The sequence below is a fragment of the Schaalia hyovaginalis genome, from assembly GCF_014208035.1.
GTDB lineage: Bacteria > Actinomycetota > Actinomycetes > Actinomycetales > Actinomycetaceae > Pauljensenia > Pauljensenia hyovaginalis.
Window position 1 is genome coordinate 1,843,113 of the sequence record NZ_JACHMK010000001.1, and the last position, 25,250, is coordinate 1,868,362.

Sequence of the window (25,250 nt, forward strand, 5' to 3'; positions counted from 1 at the left end):
CGCCCCCCGAGCGCACTACTTCTGCTCGGCGCGGCTCGCTCGGAAGTCGGCGAGCGTGCTGCTGTCAACCATCTGCACAGGGAAGAAGATCGTCTTTGCCGACGGATCGTCAAATCCGGGATCATTACCCTTGAGAAGCGCCAGGACCGTCTCAACGGCCTTCTTGCCCTGGCCATACGGATCCTGAGCGACAGTCGCGCTCATCTTTCCCTGTTCGATCAGGTCAAGTGCGGAGCTCGAACCATCGAAGCCGATGAGCACAAAGCCATCTGCAACAGACTTCCCCGCTGTCTCCATTGCCCTTTGCGCACCAATGGCCGAGTCATCGTTCGCTGCGTAAATGACTTCGAGATCCGGATTCGCAGAGAGCATGTCCTGCGCCGCAGAGAAGCCGCCATCAACGGTGTCGTTGCCGTCAAGTGAGGCCACGATCTTCAAGTTGTCCTGCGACTCAATCTTCTTGACGAATCCACCAACTCGTTCCTCACCGACAACCGAGCCTGCATGAAGTTCGATCACACCAACCTTGTGAACGCCCTCTTTACCCGCAAACTTGTCAATGACGTACTGTGCAGCCAACTCACCACCGTTGGCGTTGTTCGACTGGATGTACGCATCGTAGTTGCCGCCGGTTCCAATATCGCCAATGACGACGGGAATCTTCGCAGCGTGCGCTGCGTCCACCGTCGACGGAAGCGCCGTGGGCTGAACGGGAGTGATGATCAATCCTGAGATGTTCTGATTGATCAGGTCAAGGGAACCGGAGACTTGCTTGGCCTGATCCGACTTTTGGTCCACCACAGTCACCTTGACTCCCGCGTCGGCAGCACCTGCCTTGACACCTGCCGCATACGACTGCCAGTACGGATTTTGAAGGTCATAGACCGAGTAGCCAAGGGTAAGTGGGTCTTTCGCTTCGAATTGAACAGCCGCACTGGACTGTGCTGTCTCGGCTGATCCGGGCGCTGCAGTATCGGCACCGGAGGCGCATGCCGCCATCGTGAGTGCAGCTGCTCCTGCGATAGCTGAGAACTTGATGAGTGACTTCATGAATCTCTCCTTTGAAATCCTTGAATGTGCTTCGTCGATCAGATGATCTTGGTAATGAGTCGGCCAGCGTTCGCCGCAGGCGCAAGGAAGGTGTTGTCGTGCACGCCGCGCCAGGCCTCGAGGGGAACTGGCTTGTCGTGCGCAGCCTCTGTGGGTTCATGGCTGTAGGTCGACACCTCGCGCACAACCAAAGGCACCTTGGCGTCAGGCGGGCAGCGGAATGCGTGCAGATGCTTCCGGTGCATCACGAACTTCGGGTCACCCGCTTCGAGACGAACATAGCTCGTAAGCTGCGAGTACGACTCTTCACGCCCCTTCGGGAGCTCAACGCCCTCGGGCCACGACTCGCCAGAAGGCATCTTCTCGAATTCGAGCAGCTCCTCGTCGCGCGGATTTAGCCCCTCGGCTCCATAGAAGACGTCCATCGAACCGAGAACGACCTCGTAGCTCTCCGTCTTACGCAGATGGTAGTGGGAGGCGCAGTACTTGCCTGGATGGAGAATCATCAGTTTGTCGCAAAGCCCAGAATACTCAGAGTAGGGGGCTCCGGCAGCCGGGAGCCCGTCGACCGCAGCTTGGTTGAGCGACTCGAAGATGATCATGATCTCGTAAGGATCCGGACACCAAAGCCCCTTCTCGAAGGCCTCATACTGATCGTCACCGTAAACAATGCCAGCGCTGTCATTGATCATCGACTCAGTGATCGGGTACCGAAGCGCGCGGGCGAGGCTCGCAGCACTCAGGATCCAGTCGTCATATTCCTTGCGAGTGATGAATGTTCTAGTCATCGGACCTCCCACGCAGACTCACGGCTCCATCGCCGCATTGAACCGGTTCAGCTCTGAACCGGTTCAAGAATATGACGTAAGGCGCATCACAGGGAACGTTGAATAGATCTCGATTCGGTAACGTTTCGAGCTGAGGGAGTATCAGTCGCGAATTGACGTCGGGACACCGGTGGAGTCGCGAGCGACGAGTTTCGGAGCCAGCATCGTCGCATCGACTTCATAGGCGCGCCCTAACAGTCGGCACGCGGCCGCGACTCCAATCTCGAATGACGGCTGATGGACGGTCGTTAGTGAAGGTCGGAGAGCCGGAGCGAAGTCGACATCGTCGTACCCAACGACGGAAAGATCCTGAGGAATAGTGACACGCGCCTCATCACAGGCAAGGATGACGCCAAGCGCCGTGACATCGTTCGCACATAGGACTGCTGTCGCTTCACCTTCGGCAAGAATCCGCTTCGCTGCGATCTTGCCTTCTGCAACGGTTAGATCAGCAACGCTGATCTCCTTGAGGACCTTTGAGGGTCTAAGGCCTCTTGCTTCGATTGCTCGGCGCACGCCCTCAAGACGATTCGCGCACCAAGGAACGAAGTGCGGACCGTTGATGAAGCAGATCGACCTATGACCCAGCTCGAGAAGGTGCTCCATCGCCAACCGCGCGCCCGTCACGTCATCAGATCCAACAGCAGCCCTGTCAGTTCCCTGTTCAGCGGGTTTGATAGTGACGATCCCGTAGGTGCATCTTTCAAACTCCTGCCATTCCATCGCGGACTCGGAGATGGGGACGTGGATAAGACCGTCAACCCCCTGACTTCGATGCGCACGAAGGATCGATCGTTGGCGCTTTCGATCTTGGTGCGTCGAACTGACAAGCATCGACAGTCCTTCTGCCTCGATAATTGACTCAACGCCTCGCAGAACCGATGCCCAATAGGGGTTTCCTACATCTGGCACGACAACACCGATCTGCTTGGATCGATGTCCCCTCAACTGACCCGCGGCAATCGATGGCACGAATCCCAGAGCATCGATCGCGCCCTGGACTCTCAACCGCGTCTGTTCACTGACAGTCTCGGGGCGATTTAGAACGTTGGAAACGGTGCCTGTGGATACACCAGCAGCAGCGGCAACTTGCCGAACGCCGACGAATTGAAACCCTTTGCCACCCCCACTGGACTTTCGAGCATTCATGCCGTATCCCCCGCGCCGATTCTAAACCGGTTCAACGATAGTGGACACGAGGCATCATTGAAGACACGGCCGCGCCTTCTACTCCTGAAGGAGCGAGGTCGCCCCGGAGTGGAGCAGCCCCCACCAGTAGGCGTTGAAGAGCGCCTCCCAGGATGCCTCGATGACGTCGGTGCCGATGCCGACCGTCGACCATGCGCGCCGGCCGTCCGTCATCTCGATGAGGACGCGGATCGTCGCGTCCGTGCCCGCGCGGTCCTCGTCGAGGATGCGGACCTTGAAGTCGGTGAGTTCGAAATTCGCGCACACCGGGTAGTCGCGGGTCATGACGTGGCGCAGCGCGCGGTCGAGGGCGTTGACCGGGCCGTTGCCCTCCGCGGTGCGGATGTGGCGCCGATCCGTGTGGATCTTCACCGTCGCCTCGGTCGCAGCGTAGGGCTCGCCCTGCACCTCGGCGATCTCCTGGGTCGTGACCTTCCACGACTCGACGCGCAGGAACCTCGGAAGGCGTCCCAATTCCGACAGGGCGAGGAGCTCGAAAGAGGCGTCCGCCGCATCGTAGGTGTAGCCCTCGGCCTCGCGCTCCTTGACCTTCTGGGCGAGGATCGCCGCCGCGTTCGGCACGGAGGTGAGGTCGATGCCCAGTTCCTCGGCCTTGAGCTCGATCGAGGACCTGCCCGCCATCTCCGAAACGAGCATCCGCATCCCGTTCCCGACGACCGCCGGATCGATGTGCTGATACAAGTCGGGGTCGACGCGGATCGCGGAGGCGTGAAGCCCCGCCTTGTGGGCGAAGGCCGACTGCCCGACGTAGGGGTCGCGCGCGAAGGGCGGGATGTTGACGAGCTCGGCCATGCGATGCGACACGGAGTCCAAGGACCCCATCGAAGCGGGCGGAATGACGTCGTATCCGAGCTTGAGCTGGAGGTTCGCCGCGCAGGTCAGGATGTTCGCGTTGCCCGTGCGCTCACCGTAGCCGTTCACCGTGCCCTGGACGTGCCGCGCCCCGGCCTCGACCGCCGCGATCGCATTCGCGACCGCGCAGCCGGTGTCGTTGTGGGTGTGGATCCCGAGAACGCACCCGGTGGAACCGGCCTCGTCGAGGAGGCTGCGGGCGCGCCGCGTCACCTCGCCGATCACGGAGGGCAGGTTCCCGCCGTTCGTATCGCAGGGGATCACGGCGACGGCCCCGGCCCGGGCCGCCTCGAGCATGACCGTCATGCCGTAGTCCGCATCGAAGGCCAGGCCGTCGAAGAAGTGCTCGAGGTCGACCATGACGTCCACGCCCTCGGCGGTGAGGTACTCGACGGTGTCGCGGACCATCCGGAGGTTCTCCTCGACGGTGGTGCGCAGGGCCCTCGTCACGTGCCGCGGGTCCGACTTCGCGACCAGGGTGATCACGGAGGCGCCCGATCGCAGCAGCGCCGCGACCTGAGGGTCCTCGGCGGCCCGGACACCGGCCTTGGTCGTCGCGCCGAAGGCCGCGAGCCTCGCGTGGTGGAGCTTGACGTTGCGGGCCCGCTCGAAGAAGGCCGTGTCCTTCGGGATCGCGCCCGGCCAACCGCCCTCGATGTAGTCGACGCCGAGGTCGTCGAGGATCGCGAGCGCGGCGATCTTGTCGGAGACCGTGAGGGAGATGCCCTCCTGCTGGGCGCCGTCACGCAGCGTGGTGTCGTAGATGGCGACGTGGTCCTTCACGATCGGCTCCTTTCAGCGGAGCACCCGCGACACGTCGCGCGCCGCGCCCTTGGAGGCCGACATCGCGGTGGCCGCGTAGAGCTGGAGTGCGGGGGAGACGACGCGGTCGCGGTTCCTCGGGGTCCACGGGTGCTCGCGCGCCTCCTGGGCGATGCGGCGGGCTTCGATCTCGTCTGCGGGGACGTCGAGTTCGAGGCGCCCCTCGTCGACGTCGATGATGATGCGATCGCCGTCCTCGATGAGGCCGATGAGCCCGCCGTCCGCCGCCTCCGGGGAGATGTGCCCGACGGAGATGCCCGAGGTGCCGCCCGAGAAGCGGCCATCGGTGATGAGCGCGCACGCCTTGCCCAGGCCGCGGCCCTTGAGGAAGGAGGTCGGGTAGAGCATCTCCTGCATTCCGGGGCCCCCGGCGGGGCCCTCGTAGCGGATGACGACGACGTCGCCGGCCTCGACCGTCTTGTCGAGGATCTTCTCGATGGCCTCCTCCTGGGATTCCATCACGCGGGCGGAGCCCTCGAAGTGGAAGAGCTCCGGATCGATGCCGGCGGCCTTGATGATCGCGCCCTCAGGGGCGAGATTGCCGAAGAGGACCGTCAAGCCGCCGTTCGCGGTGTAGGCGTGCTCGACGTCGCGGATGCAGCCCTTCTCGGCGTCGAGGTCGAGTTCGGCCCACTTGTTCGAGGTCGAGAAGGCCTCGGCGGTCCGCACGTCGCCGGGCGCCGCCCTCCACAGTTCGATCGCCTCGGGGGCGACGCTCGGAGACTTCGGATCCCAGCGCGCGAGCCATTCCTCGAGGGAGGGCGAGTGGATCGAATGGACCGAGTGGGTGAGCAGTCCGGCCCGGTCGAGCTCGCCGAGGATGCGGGGGATGCCGCCGGCCCGGTGGACGTCCTCCATGTGGTAGTCGTTGTGATTCGGCGCGACCTTCGACAGGCAGGGGACGGTCTTGCCGAGTTCGGCGATGTCGCCGAGGTCGAAGCCGACCCCGCCCTCGTGCGCGACGGCGAGGAGGTGGAGGACGGTGTTCGAGGAGCCGCCCATCGCCATGTCGAGGGTCATCGCGTTGCGGAAGGCGTCGACGCTCGCGATCGAGCGCGGCAGAACCGAGTCATCCTCCTCCTCGTAGTAGCGCCTGCACAGGTCGACGATGAGTTCGCCCGCGCGGGTGAAGAGGGCGCGGCGCGCCACCTGGGTGGCCAGCGTCGAGCCGTTGCCCGGGAGGGACAGGCCGAGGGCCTCGGTGAGGCAGTTCATCGAGTTCGCGGTGAACATTCCCGAGCAGGAGCCGCAGGTCGGGCACGCGGCCTTCTCGATCGCGAGGAGGTCCTCGTCGGAGACCTCGTCATTCGCCGTCGCGTTCATCACCGTGATGAGGTTGCCGTGACCGGTGGTCGCCGGTCCGATGATCGCCGCGGGATCGATGTTCTTCCCGGCCTCCATCGGCCCGCCGGAGACGAAGACGACGGGGATGTTGAGGCGCATCGCGGCGATGAGCATGCCGGGTGTGATCTTGTCGCAGTTCGAGATGCACACCATCGCGTCGGCGCAGTGGGCGTTCACCATGTATTCGACCGAATCGGCGATGACCTCGCGCGAGGGCAGCGAGTAGAGCATGCCCGTGTGCCCCATCGCGATGCCGTCGTCGACGGCGATGGTGTTCATCTCCTTCGCCACGCCGCCCGCGGAGCGGATCGCGTCGGAGACGAGCCTGCCGACGTCGCGCAGGTGGACGTGGCCGGGAACGAACTCGGTGAAGGAGTTGACGACCGCGATGATCGGCTTGCCGAAGTCCTCATCGGTCATCCCGGTCGCCCGCCAGAGCGAGCGTGCGCCCGCCATGTTGCGTCCCTGCGTCGATGTCGCCGAGCGAAGCTGCCTGCTCATGAAAGTCCTCCTGAGTTCATCCGGGCCCCAGCCTAGGAGTTGGGAAAAGGGCTTCGCCGAAGGCTCCGGAAGATGGACGGGGCTCCGCGATTCTGTTGCAATCGTCCCGAGGGCGGACAGCCGCTTTCGCGAGGGCACCGGGGACGTAGTCTTCGAGCAACGCGGTCGTCCCACGAAAGGTCCAGCGATGACAATCCGCACCACGCATGTCGGCTCCCTGCCCCGCACCGAGCGCCTCATCGAGGCCAATCGCGAGCGTCGAGCCGGTTCTCTCGACGAACAGGGGTTCACCGCTGTCCTCCAGGAGGAGGTCAACGGCGTCGTGGCCCGTCAGGCCGGGCTCGGCCTGACGATCCTCAACGACGGCGAGTACGGGCACGCCATGATCGACAACGTCGACTACGGCGCCTGGTGGACCTACTCCTTCTCCCGCTTCTCGGGGCTCTCCCTCGAAGACATCGCCCGCTTCGACGTCAAGCCCCCGGCCGGCCGTGAAGGCCGTCTCTCCTACTCCTCCTTCGCCGAGCGCCGCGACTGGAACCTGTTCGCCGATGCCTACTGCGACCCCGAGTCGGGCATCCACATCGCGAACAAGAACCCCGTCGCGTTCCCGACGATCACCTCCGCGATCGCCTACATCGGCGAGGAGGCCGTCGATCGGGACATCGCCGGCACGAAGGCCGCCCTCGAGGCCGCGGACCGTCCGGTCTCGGACGGCTTCGTCGCCGCCCTCTCCCCCGGTTCGGCCGCCCGCATCGCCAACGCCCACTACGAGGACGATGAAGCCGTCGTCTGGGCCTTCGCCGAGGGCCTGCGCGAGGAGTACAGGCGGATCACCGATGCGGGCCTCACCGTCCAGATCGACGCCCCCGACCTCGCCGAGGGATGGGACCAGTTCGCCGTCGAGCCGGCCCTCGAGGACTACCGCGCCTTCCAGCGGGTCCGCATCGAGGCCCTCAATCACGCCCTCGAGGGCATCGACCCCGCCCTCGTCCGCTACCACGTCTGCTGGGGATCCTGGCACGGCCCGCACACGACGGACATCCCCTTCAAGGACATCGTCGACCTCGCCCTCGAGGTGAACGCGAACGGCCTGACCTTCGAGGCCGCGAACGCGCGCCATGCTCACGAGTGGACGATCTGGAAGGACATCGATCTGGCCGAGGGCAAGTACCTCATCCCCGGGGTCGTCTCGCATTCAACGAACGTCGTCGAGCACCCCGAGCTCGTCGCGCAGCGCATCCGCCAGTTCGCAGACATCGTCGGGGACGAGCGCGTCGTCGCGTCGACCGACTGCGGTCTCGGCGGGCGCATCTACCCCTCGATCGCCTGGGCGAAGCTCGCCGCTCTCACCGAAGGGGCTCGCCTCGCCTCGAAGTGAGGCTCTCACGAGCGTCTTCAGGACCGTCCTGCCTCGCGACGAGCGCGGCAAGAGCCCCGTCCCCTGCGATGAGCTCCTCGTAGGTCCCGGATTCGACGACCCGCCCGGAGTCCATGACGATGATCTGATCGGCCCCGACGACCGTGGAGATCCGGTGGGCGATGACGATGAGCGTGCGTCCGCGCGTCGCCTCCCGGATCCCTTCGAGGACGAGCCGTTCCGTGCTCGCATCGAGCTGCGATGTCGCTTCGTCGAGCAGGGTGATCGGGGCCTGCCGCAGGAGGGTGCGTGCGAGTGTGAGGCGTTGGCGCTGCCCGCCGGAGAGTCGTTCCCCCATGTTGCCTACGACGGTGTCGATCCCTTCGGGCTCTTGGGCGATCCAGTCCGACAATCCGGCCATTCGCAGCGCCTCGTGGAGCTCCTCCTCGGAGGCCTCGGGTTCGGCGAGGAGGAGGTTGGCCCGCACCGTGTCGTTGAAGAGGTAGGGGCGCTGGGTCGCCGAGGCGATGACTGAGCGGAGGCTCGCGAGCCCGATCCGGCGCGCATCGACTCCCCCGATCCGCACGGCGCCCGAATCCGGATCCCACGTGCGAGTGAGGAGGCCCGCGATCGTCGACTTCCCCGAACCCGATGCGCCGACGATCGCGGTGAAGGAGCCCGGGGCGATCGAGAGCGAGACCGCGTGGAGCACTTCGGGCCGACGGGCCCCCTCGTTCGGCTCGTCGAGGAGGGGGTACGTGAAGGAGACCGAGTCGACCTCGATTCCCGTGTCCGCGCCCGCCTCACGGTGATCGGGGGCGTCGACGACGAGGGGCGTCCGCTCGGTGATGGCGAAGACCCGTTCGGCCGAGGCGAAGGCCTGGTCGAGGTCCGCCATGAAGTCCTCGACCGCGATGACCGATGCGAAGGAGCCCAGGGCGATGCCCAGGGCGAGCCCCAGGCTGTCCAGCTCGAGCCGTCCCTGGGAATGCAGGCTGATCCCGGTCATTGCGAGAACGATCATGGACAGGGCGAGCACCGTCTGGTTGAGGCCGCGTCGCGCGGCGATCCTTCGGCCGATGATGCCGGTCTGTTCGCCGATTCGCTCCTCGATGCGCTCCATCTCGCGGAGCCGGGGATCCTCGATTCCGAAGGCGAGGACCTCGCGGACGCCCTGAACGGAGTCTGCGACGTGGGCTGCAAGTCGGCCTCGTTCGGCGCGCAGCTCGCGAGCAGCGGCATCGGTGCGCCCGACGCCGAGACGGGGCACGATGAGGCCTGCGAGGACGAGGAAGGGGAGGAGGACGATGGCGAGCCACCAGGAGGTCGCGACTCCCATCCATGCCAGGGCGATGGCCGGGACGAGGATCGCGGTCGTCGCGGGCGCGAGGGTGTGCGCGAAGAAGACCTCGATCCTATCGATGTCCTTGGTGACTCGATTGAGCAGGTCTCCGGAGTCTCGTCCTTCCGTGAAGGCGGGAGCCTGGGGTTCGAGACGGTCGTAGAAGTGGTTGCGCAGGATCGCGAGCGAGTGGAAGGCGACGAAATGCCCCGCGAACTGTTCGAGATAGCGTGCCAGTCCTTTGAGAAGCGAGAGCGCGATCATCGCTCCCGCGATCGGCGCGAGGCCCTTCAAGGGGGTGGTCCCGGTGGGGATCGCGACGACGGCCCATCCCGCGAGCCCGAAGATCCCAATGCCGAGGAGCAGGAAGAGCGTTCTGGCGAGGATCGAGAGTCCGAGAGGGGCGAGGACGCGCCGCGTGACGCGGAGGAGTTTCCTCGCGAGGGCGGGTCGGCTGAATCCTTCTCGCCCCGATGATGCGTGCGTCGGCGTCACCGCAGTGCTCCTTCGTGCAGTTCGACGCGTCGGTCCGCGTTGTCGATGGTCGCCTGCCGGTGGGAGATCGTGAGCGCGGTGCGCCCGCGCGTCGCCGCCTCGAGTGCGGCGAGGATCGCCTGTTCGCTCGCGAGATCGACGTGGGCGGTGGGCTCGTCGAGGATGAGGATCGGCGCATCCTTGAGCAGTGCTCTCGCGATGGCGACGCGCTGCGCTTCACCTCCGGAGAGCGCCAGGCCCCTCGACCCGACGCGGGTGTCGAGTCCTTCCGGCAGCCTCGCCATGAGGTCATCGAGCTCGGCGGTCTTCAGAGCGGCGAGCAGTTCTTCGTCGGCGGCGTGGGGGGACGCGAGGAGGAGATTGTCTCGGAGGCTCCCGCTGAACAGGTAGGTCGTCTGTTCGACGACTGCGATGCGCGAGCGCGCCCAGGAGAGCGGCACCTTCCTGAGGTTCTCGCCCTCGATGAGGATCCGTCCCGAGTCCGGGCGGCGATCGCCCTGGAGGAGCGCGCTGAGGGTCGATTTTCCTGCGCCGGAGGGGCCCGCGAGCGCGACTTTCTCCCCTGCGCGAAGCTCCAGGTCCGCATGTTCGAGGATCGGGATCTGCCCGTCGTAGCTGAAGGAGACGTCGTCGATTCGCAGTGCGCCGGGGTCGGACGGACGGGTGGGGGCGCGGACGCCGGCCTCGTCCACGGATGCGGGGACGAGTGCGGTGAAGCGGGAGATCTCCTTGCCCGCCGCGATGCCGCCCATTCCGATGTAGAAGAACTGGCCGATCCGGTCGAGGGGATCGAGCATGATCGTCGAGAGGAGGACGAGGGCGAGGCCTTGGCCGGGTGAGAGGGCCCCCAACGAGGACCTCGCAAGAGCGAGGAGGGTCGCTCCGGTGATCATTCCGAGGGTGAACACGGAGTCGATGACGAGGAGGACGAGTTGGTTGCCGGCGAGGTAGCTCATGACTTTCGAGCGGACCTCTTCCGCGGCTCGCGCGAGTTCCTCCCCCATTCGTCTGCCCGCGTTCATGAGGACGAGGGAGCCGAGTCCTTGGATGGCGTCGAGCTCTTGGGCGGCGAGTGCGCGCGATGCGTTCCGGTAGCGGCGTGAAACGGGCCTGAAACCCCTGTGGAATGCGAGGACGGATGCGGGGACGAGGGGGATCGAGAGGGAAAGGAGGCCTGCGCTCAGGGGATCGAGGAAGAGCGCCACGATGATGACGATCAGGACGGGGGTCGTGAGCGAGGCGATCATCGAGGCGATGAAGGTCGCGCGGTAGACGGCATTGCGCTCGACTCCGTCGGTCGCGGTGTTGATGATCCTTCCCGCGCGTGCGCCGGCGCGTTCCGAGGGGCCGAGGGCGAAGACATGGGCGATGATCGATCGGCGGGTCTTCGCCTCCTGCGGGGCGATCGCCGCCGCGCCGAGCGAGGATGCCGCCCAGGCGCACAGGCCGGTAAGGAGAGCCGCCGCGATCGCCTCGGGCACGCGGTTCCAGGGCTCGCCTTGGAGTGCGGCGTCGAGTCCTCCGCCGAGGATCAGGTAGACGCCGGCGAGGGCGAGGGACGAGGACCATGACAGGATGACAATCAGGCTGTTTCGCACCCGGACCACCTTCCGCATCAGTCAGCTTAGGTGCAACTAAGTAAGTTTATGACATTATGTCTGATCCTGCTCCCCTTCGCCCCTGACTCGAAAACGATCCCCGTTCATCCGATTCTCCCCAGTCGTCGGGAAGGGCCTCCATCGGCCGATGAAGGAGCACCCCCACCCGATGGCGGGGGCGCTCCTCGTCGCGCGATGCCCGATCAGTCGATCCGGTACATCCAGCCGTAGGGATCCTCCGCACGGCCGAGCTGGATATCGGTGAGACGCTGATGGATGCGCTTCGTCCGCTCCCCGACCGGCAGCTCGACATCGAAGTCGTCACCGGCCAGGCGGGTGATCGGGGTGACCACTGCGGCGGTGCCGCAGGCAAAGACCTCGGCGACCTCCCCGGAGCGCATCCCCGCGACCAGCTCGTCCAGGGCGATCCGCTCCTCGCGGACGTCCACGCCCTCGTCCCTCAGGAGCCGGCAGATCGCAGAACGCGTCCCGCCCTCGAGGATGACCCCGGTGAGCTCGGGCGTGCGCACCGAACCGTCGGCCATGACGACGAACATGTTCATCCCGCCGAGCTCCTCGAGGTACTTCTCCTCATAGGAGTCCAGGAAGCAGACCTGCGAGAAGCCCTTCTCAGCGGCCCGGGTCTGCGGCATGAGCGAGGCCGCGTAGTTGCCGCCGCACTTGGCCGAACCGGTCCCGCCCGGACCCGCGCGGTGATAGCCCTTCACCACCCAGATCGGCACGCCGGTGAAACCGGAGGTGAAGTACGGGCCCGAAGGCGAGCCGATGACGTAGTAGTCCACGACCCCCGCCGGGTGAACGCCCACGAACTCCTCGGAGGCGAACATGAAGGGCCGCAGGTACAGGCTGGTGCCGTCGCCCTCGGGAACCCACTTCGCATCCGCCCGCACGTAGTCGACCAGCGAGGCGACGAAATCCTCGACGTCCATCTCCGGCAGAGCCAGGCGCCTCGCCGAATGATTCAGGCGCGCCGCGTTGTAGGTCGGACGGAAGGTCCAGATGGAGCCGTCGGCGTGACGGTAGGCCTTGAGGCCCTCGAAGACCGACTGCGCGTAGTGGAGGACGGAGGCGCCGGGGGTGAGGGTCAGCGGACCGTAGGGGATCACGCCCCGGTCCTCCCAGCCGCCGTCCCGGGTCCAGCGCATGTGGGCCATGTGATCGGTGAACTCACGGCCGAAGGCGAGCTCGCTCATCACCTTCTCGTAGCGTTCCGCTGATGCGGGATGCGCGCTCGGAGTGAGCGGGAAACGACCCGCGAGTTCGGAGGCGGGGGCGATCGGCTTGCCCGAGAGGGCCTCGAGTTCCGTCGGGACGTGTGTGGTCGCCATGTTCTCCTCCTGGTCGGTTCATGTGCTCACAGGATATGACCCGGATGGGCCTCGCCCGCCCGGGTTCCGTCATGTGGCCTTCCGGCCGGGAACGAGGGCGGGCGAGATGAACGGAGGGCGCCGATCAGCCGAGGGCCGCGACCAGGGCGTCACCGATCTGCGAGGTCGAACGCACCAGGGGCTCGCCCGCGGCAGCGGCCCGCGCACGGGCCGCCATGTCCGCCTCGATCGCGGCGTCGACCTTCGCGGCCAGGTCGGGGCGCCCGATGTGATCGAGGAGCAGGGCGACCGAGGCGATCGTCGCGGTCGGATCCGCCTTGCCCTGGCCCGCGATGTCCGGCGCCGATCCGTGAACCGGCTCGAACATCGAGGGGAAGGCCCCGTCGGGGTTGATATTGCCCGAGGCGGCCAGGCCGATGCCGCCGGTGACGGCGCCCGCCTCGTCGGTCAGGATGTCTCCGAAGAGGTTGTCGGTGACGATCACGTCGAAGCGCTGCGGATCGGTGACCAGGTAGATCGTCGCGGCATCGACGTGGCAGTAGTCGACCCGGACCTCGGGGTATTCGGCGCCCACGGCCTCGACGGTCCTGCGCCAGAGGTGACCGGCGTTCACGAGGACGTTGTGCTTGTGAACGAGGGTGAGGTGCTTGGCCGGACGCGCATTCGCCTTCTCGAAGGCGTAGCGGACGAGGCGTTCCACGCCGAAGGCCGTGTTCACCGAGACCTCGGTCGCGATCTCCTGCGGCGTGCCGACGCGGAGCGCGCCGCCGTTGCCCGCGTAGAGGCCCTCGGTCCCCTCGCGCACGACCACGAAGTCGATGTCGCCGGGTGCCGCCAAGGGACTGGGCACGCCCTCGAAGTACTTCGAGGGGCGCAGATTCACGTAGTGGTCCAGGGCGAAGCGGAGTTTGAGCAGAAGGCCTCGCTCGAGGACGCCGGAGGGGACGGAGGGATCGCCGACCGCGCCGAGGAGGATCGCGTCGTGCTTCTTGATCGCCTCGAGGTCCTCATCGGTGAGGGTCTCCCCCGTCCGGTGCCAGCGCTCCGCGCCCAGGTCGTAATGGGTGGTGCTCAAGCCGATGCCGCTTCCCTCGAGAACGGCTTGAAGGACTTTGAGCCCCTCGGGCACGACCTCCTTACCGATGCCGTCGCCGGGGATTACTGCCAGATCAAGTGTCGTCATAGGGCCCATTGTGTGCCCGGTCGGCATCGGCGCCGAGGGCGCGTCCGCCCACTGGGCGGCTCGTCCGAGGAACGAGAAACGGGGCCCGCGCCGTGCGGCGCGGGCCCCGAGGGCTCATTCGGGATGAGGCTCAGCGGGCGGCGGAGCCGTCCGTGTAGTCGGCATCGCCGCTCGTCCAGCCGAAGGCCGCGCGGAGCTTCTGCCCGGTCTTCTCGATCGGGTGGTTCTCGCCCTCGGCGCGCAGCGCCTTGAACTCGAGGCCGCCGTTGTCCTGGTCGGTGATGAAGCGCTTGGCGAAGGTGCCGTCCTGGATGTCGGTGAGGACCTCCTTCATGGCCTCCTTCACCTGCGGTCCGATGACGCGCGGGCCCGAGACGTAGTCGCCGTACTCGGCGGTGTCCGAGCAGGACCAGCGCTGCTTGGTCAGGCCGCCCTCGTTGATGAGGTCGACGATGAGCTTCATCTCGTGGCACACCTCGAAGTAGGCCATCTCCGGCATGTAGCCGGCCTCGGTGAGGGTCTCGTATCCGTACTGGATGAGGCGCGAGACGCCGCCGCAGAGCACGGCCTGCTCGCCGAAGAGATCCGTCTCGGTCTCCTCGGTGAAGGTCGTCTTGATGACGCCGGCGCGGGTGGAGCCGATGCCCTTCGCGTAGGAGAGGGCCAGCTCCCAGGCCGCACCGGACGCGTCCTGCTCGACGCAGACGAGGGCGGGGACGCCCTTGCCCTCGAGGAACTGGCGGCGCACCGTGTGACCCGGGCCCTTCGGGGCGACCATGCAGATGTCGTGGCCCGCCTCGGGGGCGATGTAGCCGTAGCGGATGTTGAAGCCGTGCGCGAAGAAGAGCGAGGTGTCGGGCTTGAGGTTCGGGGCGATCTGCTCGGCGTAGACCGTGCGCTGCACCTGGTCGGGAAGGAGGATCATGATGACGTCCCCCTCCTTCACCGCCTCGGGGACGTCCTTGACCGCGAGTCCGGCGGCCTCCGCCTTCTCCCACGAGGACGAGCCGGGGCGGAGGCCGACGACGACCTCGACACCGGAGTCCTTGAGGTTGAGCGCATGGGCGTGGCCCTGGGAGCCGTAACCGATGACGGCGACCTTCTTGGACCGGATGATCGACAGGTCCGCCCCGTCGTCGTAGATGATCTCGGCCATTGTCATTTCTCCTTCAGTTGATCCGTGATCGAGCGAGGACCGCGGCCGATCGCCACGGCGCCCGACTGGACGATTTCGGTCACGCCGTACGGCTCGAGGGCCGCGACGAGCGCTTCCAGTTTGGACAGCGAGCCGATCGACTCGATGACGACGGATTCGGGCTGCACGTCGACGACGTGGGCGCGGAACAGGTCGACGACCTGGAGGACGCCGGTGCGGCGCTCCTCATCGGCGCGGACCTTGATGAGCAGGAGGCGGCGCTCGACCGAGTCCTCGGCGGCCAGTTCGACGACCTTGAGGACGTTGACGAGCTTGTTGAGCTGCTTGGTCACCTGCTCGAAGGGCTGCTCGTCGGCCTTGACGATGATCGTCATCCGCGAGACCTCGGGGTGCTCGGTCTCACCGACGGCGAGGGACTTGATGTTGAAGGCGCGGCGCGCGAAGAGGGCGGCGACCCGCGTGAGGACGCCCGGCTTGTTCTCCACGAGCACGGACAGCGTATGCGTCTGGGTCATCGCTCAGTCCTCCACATCCCAGTCGGGCGCCATTCCCTTGGCGTAACGGATCTCGTCGTTGGACACTCCCGCGGCGACCATCGGCCACACCATCGAGTCCTTCGAGACCCTGAAATCGATGAGAACCGGCCGGTCGTTGATGGACATCGCCCATTCGATCGCCTCATCGACCTCGTCGATCGAGCGGACGGTGCGCGCCGCCATCCCGTAGGCGGTGGCGAGCATCTCGAAGTTGGGGATCTGCTCGCCCTCGACGGGGTTGAGCGTCGTGTTCGAGTAGCGCTTCCCGTAGAACAGGGACTGCCACTGGCGCACCATGCCGAGCACGGAGTTGTTGATGAGGCAAACCTTGATCGGGATGTTGTTGACGGTGCAGGTCGCGAGCTCCTGGTTCGTCATCTGGAAGGAGCCGTCGCCGTCGATCGCCCACACGACCTTGTCCGGCTGCCCGACTTGCGCGCCCATCGCGGCCGGGATGCAGTAGCCCATGGTGCCCAGGCCCGAGGAGGAGATGAAGTGCCGGGGCTTCTCGTATTCGATGAACTGCGCGGCCCACATCTGGTGCTGGCCGACGCCGGTCACGTAGACGGCTTCGGGGCCGACGATCCTCGACAGTCGCGTGAGGACGTCCTGCGGGGCCATCATTGCGTCTTCGGAGTCCGTCCAGCCCATCGGGTATCGCTCCTTGAGCCGGTCGAGGTAGCGCCACCAGCCGGAGAGGTCCTGCGCCCCGTCCTCGTCGCGCATCTTCTCGACCTCGTCGGCGAGGATCGGCAGGGCGGTGGCCAGGTCGCCGACGATCGGAACATCCGCGTAGCGGTTCTTCGAGATCTCCGCGGCGTCGATGTCGATGTGGACGACGCGGGCCCTGGGGGCGAAGGAGTCAAGGCGTCCGGTCACGCGGTCATCGAAACGCGCGCCGAGGGCGACGATAAGGTCGGACCTCTGCAGGGCGCCGACTGCGGCGACCGTGCCGTGCATCCCCGGCATGCCGAGGTTGTGGCGGTCCGAATCGGGGAAGGCTCCGCGCGCCGGCAGGGTCGTCACGACGGGGGCGTCGCTCGCCTCGACGAGGCGGGCGAGGGCGTCGGAGGCTCCGGAGCGGATGAGGCCGCCGCCCACGTAGAAGACCGGCGCCTGGGCGCGCAGGATCGCCTCCGCCGCGGCCTTGATCTGCTTCTTATGCGGCTTGCCGGCCACCTTGTAGCCGGGCAGGTCCATGACGGGCGGCCACGAGAATTCCATCGTCGCCGTCTGCGCGGACTTGGTGATGTCGACGAGGACAGGGCCGGGGCGCCCGGTGGAGGCGATTTCGAAGGCCTCTGCGAGCCGGGAGGGGATCTCGGCGGCATCTGTCACCAGGAAGGAGTGCTTGGTCAGCGGCATGGCCGCGCCGACGATGTCCGCTTCCTGGAAGGCGTCGGTTCCGATGAGGGAGGCGCCCACCTGGCCGGAGATCACGACCATCGGCACCGAATCCATGTTGGCGTCCGCCAAGGCGGTGAGCACGTTGGTGGCCCCGGGGCCGGAGGTGACGATCGCGCACCCGGTCTTGCCCGTCGCCAGGGCGTAGCCTTCAGCGGCGTGTCCGGCGCCCTGCTCGTGGCGCACGAGGATGTGCCGCAGGGACGAGCTCATCAACGGGTCGTAGGTGGGAAGGATCGCGCCGCCGGGCATTCCGAAGACATCGGTCACGCCGATCGCCTCCAGGCTGGCGACGATGGCCTGCGCGCCGGTCATCGTCCGGGGCTGGGCAGTGGGTGTGTCGTTCACCGCGTGGTCCTCTCTTGATGTGGATGGATCCCAAGAAAAAATCCCCAGCCGCCGGTGCGAGTTGGGGAGGGGCGTGCGATCCATCCGTTGTCACGCGGCAGGAATCGCACGCCCGGGTACGAGGACCGAGGCGAGAATTCCAACCGAGAGAATGTCGAGCACGCTTCTACCGTAGGCCCCGCGGCTTTCACGACTCGTGATGTCTCACACTTCGGAACTTGCGCGTCCTCGCCGATTCCGTCGGCCCGCCCTCGGTGCTGCGAGTCGAGTGACGGGCCGCACAGCCCTTCGTCCTTCGAGGGGCCGGGGTCCTGGGACGATGGGCCAACTCGGAGACGAAGACGATCCCGGATAATGAGAGGGATTCGTCGACAACACGAGACTTGGAGTCCACGACTGTGGAAACGGTTTTCACCCTACTGGCAGAGCAGCCGGTCCTCTTCCTGTTCATCCTCATCGGCATCGGCATGGCCTTCGGCCATATCAAGATCAAGGGCATCGGCCTCGGCGCCGCCGCCGTGCTCTTCCTCGCGATCATCCTCGCGGCCTGGGCCCAGTCCTACGGTGTTGAGCTGCGCGTGACCCCGCAGCTGGGCACTCTCGGCCTCACGCTCTTCACCTTCGCGATCGGCATCAACTCCGGTTCCTCCTTCTTCCACAATCTGAAGACGGCGATCGGTCCGATCCTCGCGGTCGTCGTGCTCTACATCCTCGCCGCGGGCGCCGGCCTCGCCATCGGCAAGGCCATGGGCATGGACATCGCCCTCATCGCCGGCACCTTCGCGGGATCCGTGACGAACACTCCCGCCCTGGCGGCAGCCGGTGACGCGAGCGGTCAGCTCGACCGCGCCACGGTCGGCTACTCGATCGCCTACCTCTTCGGCGTCATCGGGATGCTCGCCGCATCGATGGCGGCGCTATCCTACGGCAAGAACGACCGCGACACCCCCTCGCCGCTGGCGAACCGCACGATCCGCGTCGAACGCGACGATCACCCCTTCGTCGGCGACATCTACGAGAAGCTCGGCTCGAAGGTCACCTTCTCCCGCCTCCGTCGCGGTGAGACCGGCCCGATCACCCGCCCCTCGATGTCCGACACCCTGGACGCCGGAGATCTCGTCACCGTGGTCGGCCCGCGCGAGCTCGTCGCCCGCGCCGCCACGGAGCTCGGCCACGCCTCTTCGCACTCGCTCATGCAGGACCGCTCCTACCTGGACTTCCGCCGCATGACCGTTTCGGATCCGAAGGTCGCCGGCCGCACGGTCGCTGAACTCGATCTCGCGAAGAAGTTCTCCGCGACGATCTCGCGCGTCCGCCGCGGCGACGTCGACATGATCGCCGAGCCGGGCCTGGTCCTCCAGCAGGGCGACCGCGTCCGCATCGTCGCACCGACTTCGAAGATGAAGGCGATCACGAAGTTCTTCGGGGACTCGGCCCGCGGCCTGTCCGACCTCAACCCGATCGCCCTCGGCATCGGCATGGCCATCGGCATCGCGATCGGCGAGCTCCCGATCCTGACGCCCTCCGGCGACTACTTCTCGATCGGTTCGGCTGCGGGCACGCTCATCGTGGGCCTGGTCTTCGGCCGCCTCGGCCGCATCGGCCCCGTCGTCACCGCCCTCCCCTTCACGGCGTGCCAGGTCCTCGCCGAGTTCGGCCTCCTCGTCTTCCTCGCGCAGGCGGGTTCCAATGCCGGCGGGCAGATCGCCAACGCCTTCACCTCGGGCGACTGGATCAAGATCTTCATCCTCGGTTTCATCATGACGTCGATCATGGCCGTCGGCATCTATTGCACGATGCGGTGGATGTTCAAGATGGGCGGCACGCAGCTGTCGGGCTTCCTCGGCGGCGCCCAGACCCAGCCCGCCGTCCTCGCCTTCGCGAACGGCCGCACGAACTCCGACCCGCGCGTGTCGCTCGGCTACGCGCTCATCTACCCGGTCGCGATGGTCGGCAAGATCCTCGTCGCCACGGTTCTCGGCGGACTGGGCTGAGGCCCGTTCAGTTGACGAACGCGGGCATTCGATCCGCCGGTCGCTGAGCCTTCGGGCCGATTCGATCCCACGGGGGCCGCTGCTTCAGGCAGCGGCCCCCGTGCGCGTCTGCGCCACGGGTTCACGCTCCCGCCTGCTCGTTTCTGCGGCTTCCCGCCGCTGCCAGAGCCGCCATTGCGCTCGGGGAAGGATCCGCATCCCCCGCCTCCCCTCTTCCTGCGGGTCCTCGTCCCGATCTAAGAGCATCGCCGCACGGGCCGGCAGTCCGCCTCCATTCCCTCCCACACCTCCTCCCTTCCCATGGCCTCCCCTCCCGTACCTCCTCCCTCCTCCTACAACTCCCCCCATCCCACAACTCCCCCCATCCCACAACTCCCCCCATCCCACAACTCCCCCCATCCCACAACTCCCCCCATCCCACAACTCCCCCCATCCCACAACTCCCCCCATCCCACAACTCCCCCCATCCCACAACTCCCCCCATCCCACAACTCCCCCCATCCCCCGAAAGGTGCCCAAGAAGGCCTCTGGCGGTCGCCAGAGGCCTTCTTGGGCACCTTTCGGGTGCGGAGGATCCTCCTCTTCAGCATTCACGCACGAGTCGGCGAACAACTGAGGGGGAGGCGCCTGGAGCGCCTCCCCCTCAGTCGGGACGGGTCCGTCTACTCGAAATAGGTATCGTCCAGCGCGGGCACCGCCGGCGGCCGTTCCATCAGCCAATTCTTGTCGGTCAGCATGCGCGCGACCGCCAGACCGATGCCGATGCCGACGATGGTGAAGACCACGGTGAAGAGCGCCGTGAGCGCCAAGAGCATCTGCCCGTCATTGAGATAGGTGAGCGAGCGGTACAGGGGCACGCCCGGAATCATGATGACAACGGCGGGGACCGACAGCGTCACGCGGGAGAACTTCGTCCGGTTGGCCGCGGCATTCGCCAGCAGCCCGGCCGCCAGAGCGGCGAGGGCCACGGCGGCCGGTACTGACATCCCGAACTCATTGACGAGTCCGAGACGACCGGTGTTGATGATCGCGCCGATGAGCGACGCGACCGCCGCCACCCTGCGCGGAGAGTTGAACAGCATGGCGAAGCCGAAGGAGGCCACGAAGCTCGTGAGGAAGCGCAGCGTGTAGAGCAGCCACGGGGCGAGCACGTAGGAGTACTCCGGCGTCACCGACCAGTGGAACACGGAGGAGACCGCCCAGGTCGCGACGCCCGCGGAGAGGATGAGCATGAACACGTAGGTCAGGCGGGCGATACCGCCCTGGAAGTCATGACGGACGAGATCGATGATGCCCGTCACCAGCGGGAAGCCCGGAACCAGGAAGAGCATCGCGGAGATGAACCCCGCCTGGTGCGTCGGTTCGAGACCGAGGAAGTGCTGAGCCGGCGCCACCAGAAGGATGTAAACGAGTGCGGCGAGCGCACCGCACGTCATCCACACGCCGAAGTGGTTCATCCGGCGATGCAGCATCTGCCTGCGCAGGGCCTGCCCGAAGAATGCCGCCACGGCCACCGCCGAGCACTCGACCCAGCCGCCCGAATTGAGGAAGGCGAATGCGGCGCAGGCGAGCCCCGAAGCCGCTGCGTTGGGGAACCAGTCGTACAGGGGGCCGATCTTCTCGATGTCGTCGAGGGCGGCATCCACCTCTTCGACACGCGCCGAGGAGCCGTCGAGGGAGGCGACGAAGTTGGTGAGTCGATCGATGCGATCGGCATTGATGCCCATCGTGCGTTGTTCGGCCAGTCCTGTTCGGAAGGTGCCATTCGCGTACGAGGTCGCGATGATCTCGGTGAAGGTCACCTGCGCCTGGTGTTCGGCGATGCCGACCGCTTTCGCCACGGTCGCCATCGAGGCCTTGACCCGGTAGGCGCTCGCTCCCGAGGCCAGGAGCATCTGACCGAGTCTCAGAACGACCCGGGATTGATGGGCCAGTCGATCGTGGGCCTGGGAATGCAGCGCCGCCGAATAGTCTTCGAGAGCGCCGTCTTCGCAAGACTGCGCGCTGTCGGGATTCTTATCCGTCATGGAAGAAGAATCGCACGGGATCGGTGCACGGCGATCCGACGAACGTCTCGATCACCCTGTCGTGTTGGCCACTCGTCCGCGTGTGTTCGCGCTTCTGTGCGCTTGCGCCCGTGTGCGTGTTTCGTGGTCCACGTTCGCCGCGCATGTGCGTGTTTCTATGCGTTCGCCCGCTTGTGTTCGCCCGTATGCGTGTTGGCGTGCCGTCGCGCTCGTGTGCGTGTGCGTGTTGGCGTGCCGTCGCGCTCGTGTTCGTGTGCGTGTGTGTTCGCTCGTGTTCGCGTGTGTGTGAAATGGGGAGGGGGGAGGCGTGCACCGGGTGTTGGTGCTCGCCTCCCCCCACTCTTGTTGGGTGTGGTTGCGGCGGTGTCCTACTCTCCCACACCCTCCCAGGTGCAGTACCATCGGCGCTGTGGGGCTTAGCTTCCAGGTTCGGAATGGGTTCTGGGCGTTTCCCCCACGCTATGACCACCGCAAAGTCTTCAAAACCTCTCCCCTACCCCCCGGTCTTGTTGGGGGGTTGTGGGTTGAGTGTGATTCGTATAGTGGTTGCAAGCAGTGTCTTTCTTGCCCCGCCCCCCCTTTTGTTTTGGTTAGGGGGTTGGGTTGTGTTTAGTGTCGGCCCATTAGTACCAGTCGGCTCACGAGCACATTACTGTGCTTCCACCTCTGGCCTATCAACCCAGTCGTCTACTGGGGGCCTTCACACCCCCAATGGGGGTGACGGAAACCTCATCTTGGAGCAGGCTTCCCGCTTAGATGCTTTCAGCGGTTATCCCTTCCGAACGTAGCCAACCAGCCATGCACCTGGCGGTACAACTGGCACACCAGAGGTTCGTCCATCCCGGTCCTCTCGTACTAGGGACGGCCCTCCACAAGTTTCCTACGCGCACAGAGGATAGGGACCGAACTGTCTCACGACGTTCTGAACCCAGCTCGCGTACCGCTTTAATGGGCGAACAGCCCAACCCTTGGGACCAACTCCAGCCCCAGGATGCGACGAGCCGACATCGAGGTGCCAAACCATGCCGTCGATATGGACTCTTGGGCAAGATCAGCCTGTTATCCCCGGGGTACCTTTTATCCGTTGAGCGACCACGCACCCACGTGCCATGGCCGGATCACTAGTTCCTGCTTTCGCACCTGCTCGACCCGTCGGTCTCACAGTCAAGCTCCCTTGTACACTTGCACTCGCCACCTGATTACCAACCAGGCTGAGGGAACCTTTGAGCGCCTCCGTTACATTTTAGGAGGCAACCGCCCCAGTTAAACTACCCACCAGGCACTGTCCCCAACCCGGATCACGGGCCAAGGTTAGATGACCGCTTAAACCAGAATGGTATTTCAACGACGACTCCACAACCGCTGGCGCGGCCGCTTCACAGTCTCCCACCTATCCTACACAAGCCTAAGCGAACACCAATACCAAGCTATAGTAAAGGTCCCGGGGTCTTTCCGTCCTTCTGCGCGAAACGAGCATCTTTACTCGTACTGCAATTTCACCGAGTTCACGGTCGAGACAGCGGAGAAGTCGTTACGCCATTCGTGCAGGTCGGAACTTACCCGACAAGGAATTTCGCTACCTTAGGATGGTTATAGTTACCACCGCCGTTTACTGGGGCTTAAATTCAAACCTTCACCACCGAAGTGGTTGAGTCTTCCTCTTAACCTTCCAGCACCGGGCAGGCGTCAGTGCGTATACATCGTCTTACGACTTCGCACGCACCTGTGTTTTTGATAAACAGTCGCTTCTCCCTCTTCTCTGCGACCCCACACCGCCACCACCACGCAAGACAGTGGGACAGCACAAGGTCCTCCTTATCCCGAAGTTACGGAGGAATTTTGCCGAGTTCCTTAACCATGATTCACTCGAACGCCTCGGTATACTCTACCTGACCACCTGAGTCGGTTTAGGGTACGGGCGCGTTGCACCCTCACGTCGAGGCTTTTCTTGACAGCCTAGGATCACCACCAGACACCCCACAAGGGGCACCCCCATCAGTCCTCACCCACAACGCCCTCCGGATTTACCTGGAAGACGGGCCACAACCTTAGACACACACAACCATCGGTGCGCGGCAGCTACCTTCCTGCGTCACCCCTGTTAACACGCTTACCTACACACCACCAGGATCCCACGACACCACCCGAACACGCACCCGAAGGCACGCACCCAGACAGCATGATGGTTAGCACAATGGCTTCAGCATTGGGCGGTTACAACGCGGTACCAGAATATCAACTGGTTGTCCATCGACTACGCCTGTCGGCCTCGCCTTAGGACCCGACTAACCCAGGGCGGATAAACCTAGCCCTGGAACCCTTAGTCAATCGGCGGGGAGGATTCCCACCTCCCATTCGTTACTCATGCCTGCATTCTCACTCCCACACGCTCCACCCACCATCACCAGCAGGCTTCACCGCACGCAGGACGCTCCCCTACCCACCCACACACCCGCAAGAAGCTAAACTCCTCAAGGCTATAACGTGTGAGTGCCACAGCTTCGGCGGTACGCTTAAGCCCCGCTACATTGTCGGCGCGAAACCACTTGACCAGTGAGCTATTACGCACTCTTTCAAGGATGGCTGCTTCTAAGCCAACCTCCTGGTTGTCACCGCGATCTCACATCCTTTCCCACTTAGCGCACACTTAGGGGCCTTAGCTGATGATCTGGGCTGTTTCCCTCTCGACGACGAAGCTTATCCCCCGCCGTCTCACTGCCATGCTCAACCTAACGGCATTCGGAGTTTGGCTGACGTCAGTAACCCAAAGGGCCCATCAGCCATCCAGTAGCTCTACCTCCGCCAGGCAACACACAACGCTGCACCTAAATGCATTTCGGGGAGAACCAGCTATCACGGAGTTTGATTGGCCTTTCACCCCTACCCACAGTTCATCCCCCAGGTTTTCAACCCTGGTGGGTTCGGTCCTCCACAAAGTCTTACCCCTGCTTCAACCTGACCATGGGTAGATCACCCCGCTTCGGGTCCAGAACACGCGACACACGCCATAATTTCAGACTCGCTTTCGCTACGCATACCCCACACGGGTTAAGCACGCCACGTATCACTGACTCGCAGGCTCATTCTTCAAAAGGCACGCCATCACCCCACAAGGCTCTGACGGCTTACAGGCACACGGTTTCAGGTACTATTTCACTCCCCTCCCGGGGTACTTTTCACCATTCCCTCACGGTACTATCCACTATCGGTCATCAAGGAGTATTCAGGCTTACCAGGTGGTCCTGGCAGATTCACACGAGATTCCACGAGCCCCGCACTACTCGGGCACCCACCCCACCAGCATATGTCACAGTCCGCCTACACGACTCTCACGCACTACGGTCCACCATCCCAAATGGTTCGACTCCCACAACACACACCAGCCCACCCCCGGCAGAGAATGGACGAATGAGCCCCACAACACCGCACACGCAACCCCCGCCGAGTATCACACGCACACGGTTTAGCCATCCTCCGCTTTCGCTCGCCACTACTCACGGAATATCTCTTCCTACGGGTACTGAGATGTTTCACTTCCCCGCGTTCCCCCCACCACCCTATACACGTTCAGATGATGGTAACCAGGCACAACCCCAGCTAGGTTCCCCCATTCGGACACCCTCGGATCACAGTTCGCTCGCCAACTCCCCGAGGCATATCGCAGGCCGCAACGTCCTTCATCAGCTCTTGATGCCAAGGCATCCACCGAATGCCCCACACAACTAAACAAAACCACAGAACAAAAAAGATGCTCACAACCACTATACAAATCACAAACAACCCACCACACCAACCACCACACACAACCACACGCGCGCAGGCAGCCAGCAAGCCACACAACCCCACAACACAG

At 64.9% G+C, this 25,250-nt stretch carries 15 protein-coding genes and 2 rRNA genes; 2 read left to right on the forward strand and 15 right to left on the reverse strand.

The genetic code is table 11. The annotated features are described in order from the left end of the window. Nucleotides 1-15: 15 nt before the first annotated feature. The 5 genes from HD592_RS08130 to ilvD all read right to left on the reverse strand — a co-directional run bounded on the left by HD592_RS08130 (nucleotide 16) and on the right by ilvD (nucleotide 6,605). Complete coding sequence (locus HD592_RS08130; RefSeq protein WP_184453210.1) at nucleotides 16-1,050, reverse strand: substrate-binding domain-containing protein; 1,035 nt, start codon at nucleotides 1,048-1,050, stop codon at nucleotides 16-18. 38 nt (nucleotides 1,051-1,088) lie between these two features. After that, nucleotides 1,089-1,838 carry a cupin domain-containing protein gene (locus HD592_RS08135; RefSeq protein WP_184453212.1) on the reverse strand — a complete coding sequence of 250 codons (750 nt, stop codon included), beginning with the start codon at nucleotides 1,836-1,838 and terminating at the stop codon, nucleotides 1,089-1,091. A 141-nt stretch (nucleotides 1,839-1,979) separates the two neighbouring features. Beyond that, complete coding sequence (locus tag HD592_RS08140; RefSeq protein WP_184453214.1) at nucleotides 1,980-3,026, reverse strand: LacI family DNA-binding transcriptional regulator; 1,047 nt, start codon at nucleotides 3,024-3,026, stop codon at nucleotides 1,980-1,982. 78 nt (nucleotides 3,027-3,104) lie between these two features. Next, nucleotides 3,105-4,721: a citramalate synthase gene (gene cimA, locus HD592_RS08145; RefSeq protein WP_184453216.1), complete on the reverse strand. Its 1,617-nt coding sequence runs from the start codon at nucleotides 4,719-4,721 to the stop codon at nucleotides 3,105-3,107. A 12-nt stretch (nucleotides 4,722-4,733) separates the two neighbouring features. Further along, nucleotides 4,734-6,605: a dihydroxy-acid dehydratase gene (gene ilvD / locus HD592_RS08150; protein ID WP_184453218.1), complete on the reverse strand. Its 1,872-nt coding sequence runs from the start codon at nucleotides 6,603-6,605 to the stop codon at nucleotides 4,734-4,736. Nucleotides 6,606-6,792: 187 nt separating this feature from the next. Between ilvD and HD592_RS08155 the strand changes: the two genes are divergently transcribed. After that, nucleotides 6,793-7,986 (forward strand): cobalamin-independent methionine synthase II family protein, encoded by a 1,194-nt coding sequence (locus tag HD592_RS08155; protein WP_184453220.1) that lies wholly within the window; start codon nucleotides 6,793-6,795, stop codon nucleotides 7,984-7,986. Here the strand turns inward: HD592_RS08155 and cydC are convergent. The 7 genes from cydC to HD592_RS08190 all read right to left on the reverse strand — a co-directional run bounded on the left by cydC (nucleotide 7,955) and on the right by HD592_RS08190 (nucleotide 17,460). Beyond that, nucleotides 7,955-9,802 carry a thiol reductant ABC exporter subunit CydC gene (cydC, locus tag HD592_RS08160; protein ID WP_184453222.1) on the reverse strand — a complete coding sequence of 616 codons (1,848 nt, stop codon included), beginning with the start codon at nucleotides 9,800-9,802 and terminating at the stop codon, nucleotides 7,955-7,957. The two genes, HD592_RS08155 and cydC, sit on opposite strands and share 32 nt — an antisense overlap. Continuing rightward, nucleotides 9,799-11,400 (reverse strand): ABC transporter ATP-binding protein/permease, encoded by a 1,602-nt coding sequence (locus HD592_RS08165; RefSeq protein WP_184453224.1) that lies wholly within the window; start codon nucleotides 11,398-11,400, stop codon nucleotides 9,799-9,801. The genes cydC and HD592_RS08165 overlap by 4 nt, the downstream gene beginning before the upstream one ends. 203 nt (nucleotides 11,401-11,603) lie before the next feature. Beyond that, nucleotides 11,604-12,749 carry a branched-chain amino acid aminotransferase gene (locus HD592_RS08170; protein WP_184453225.1) on the reverse strand — a complete coding sequence of 382 codons (1,146 nt, stop codon included), beginning with the start codon at nucleotides 12,747-12,749 and terminating at the stop codon, nucleotides 11,604-11,606. Nucleotides 12,750-12,873: 124 nt separating this feature from the next. Beyond that, nucleotides 12,874-13,932: a 3-isopropylmalate dehydrogenase gene (locus HD592_RS08175; RefSeq protein WP_184453227.1), complete on the reverse strand. Its 1,059-nt coding sequence runs from the start codon at nucleotides 13,930-13,932 to the stop codon at nucleotides 12,874-12,876. A gap of 130 nt (nucleotides 13,933-14,062) precedes the next feature. Further along, nucleotides 14,063-15,088 (reverse strand): ketol-acid reductoisomerase, encoded by a 1,026-nt coding sequence (gene ilvC / locus HD592_RS08180; RefSeq protein WP_184453229.1) that lies wholly within the window; start codon nucleotides 15,086-15,088, stop codon nucleotides 14,063-14,065. A gap of 2 nt (nucleotides 15,089-15,090) precedes the next feature. Next, nucleotides 15,091-15,603, reverse strand: coding sequence for an acetolactate synthase small subunit (ilvN, locus tag HD592_RS08185; RefSeq protein WP_184453231.1), 513 nt, complete (start codon nucleotides 15,601-15,603; stop codon nucleotides 15,091-15,093). A 3-nt stretch (nucleotides 15,604-15,606) separates the two neighbouring features. Beyond that, the gene (locus HD592_RS08190) at nucleotides 15,607-17,460 is read right to left on the reverse strand and encodes an acetolactate synthase large subunit (RefSeq protein WP_184453233.1); all 1,854 of its coding nucleotides are present in this window, start codon (nucleotides 17,458-17,460) and stop codon (nucleotides 15,607-15,609) included. 314 nt (nucleotides 17,461-17,774) lie between these two features. Between HD592_RS08190 and HD592_RS08195 the strand changes: the two genes are divergently transcribed. After that, entirely contained in the window at nucleotides 17,775-19,370 is a 1,596-nt protein-coding gene (locus HD592_RS08195) for an aspartate:alanine exchanger family transporter (RefSeq protein WP_184453235.1), read from the forward strand. 662 nt (nucleotides 19,371-20,032) lie between these two features. Here HD592_RS08195 and HD592_RS08200 read toward each other — a convergent pair. The 3 genes from HD592_RS08200 to HD592_RS08210 all read right to left on the reverse strand — a co-directional run bounded on the left by HD592_RS08200 (nucleotide 20,033) and on the right by HD592_RS08210 (nucleotide 25,126). After that, nucleotides 20,033-21,397 carry a threonine/serine exporter family protein gene (locus HD592_RS08200; RefSeq protein WP_184453237.1) on the reverse strand — a complete coding sequence of 455 codons (1,365 nt, stop codon included), beginning with the start codon at nucleotides 21,395-21,397 and terminating at the stop codon, nucleotides 20,033-20,035. A 355-nt stretch (nucleotides 21,398-21,752) separates the two neighbouring features. Next, nucleotides 21,753-21,870 (reverse strand): 5S ribosomal RNA (gene rrf / locus HD592_RS08205). Between the two features lie 131 nt (nucleotides 21,871-22,001). Further along, nucleotides 22,002-25,126, reverse strand: a 23S ribosomal RNA gene (locus HD592_RS08210). Between the last annotated feature and the right edge of the window lie 124 nt (nucleotides 25,127-25,250).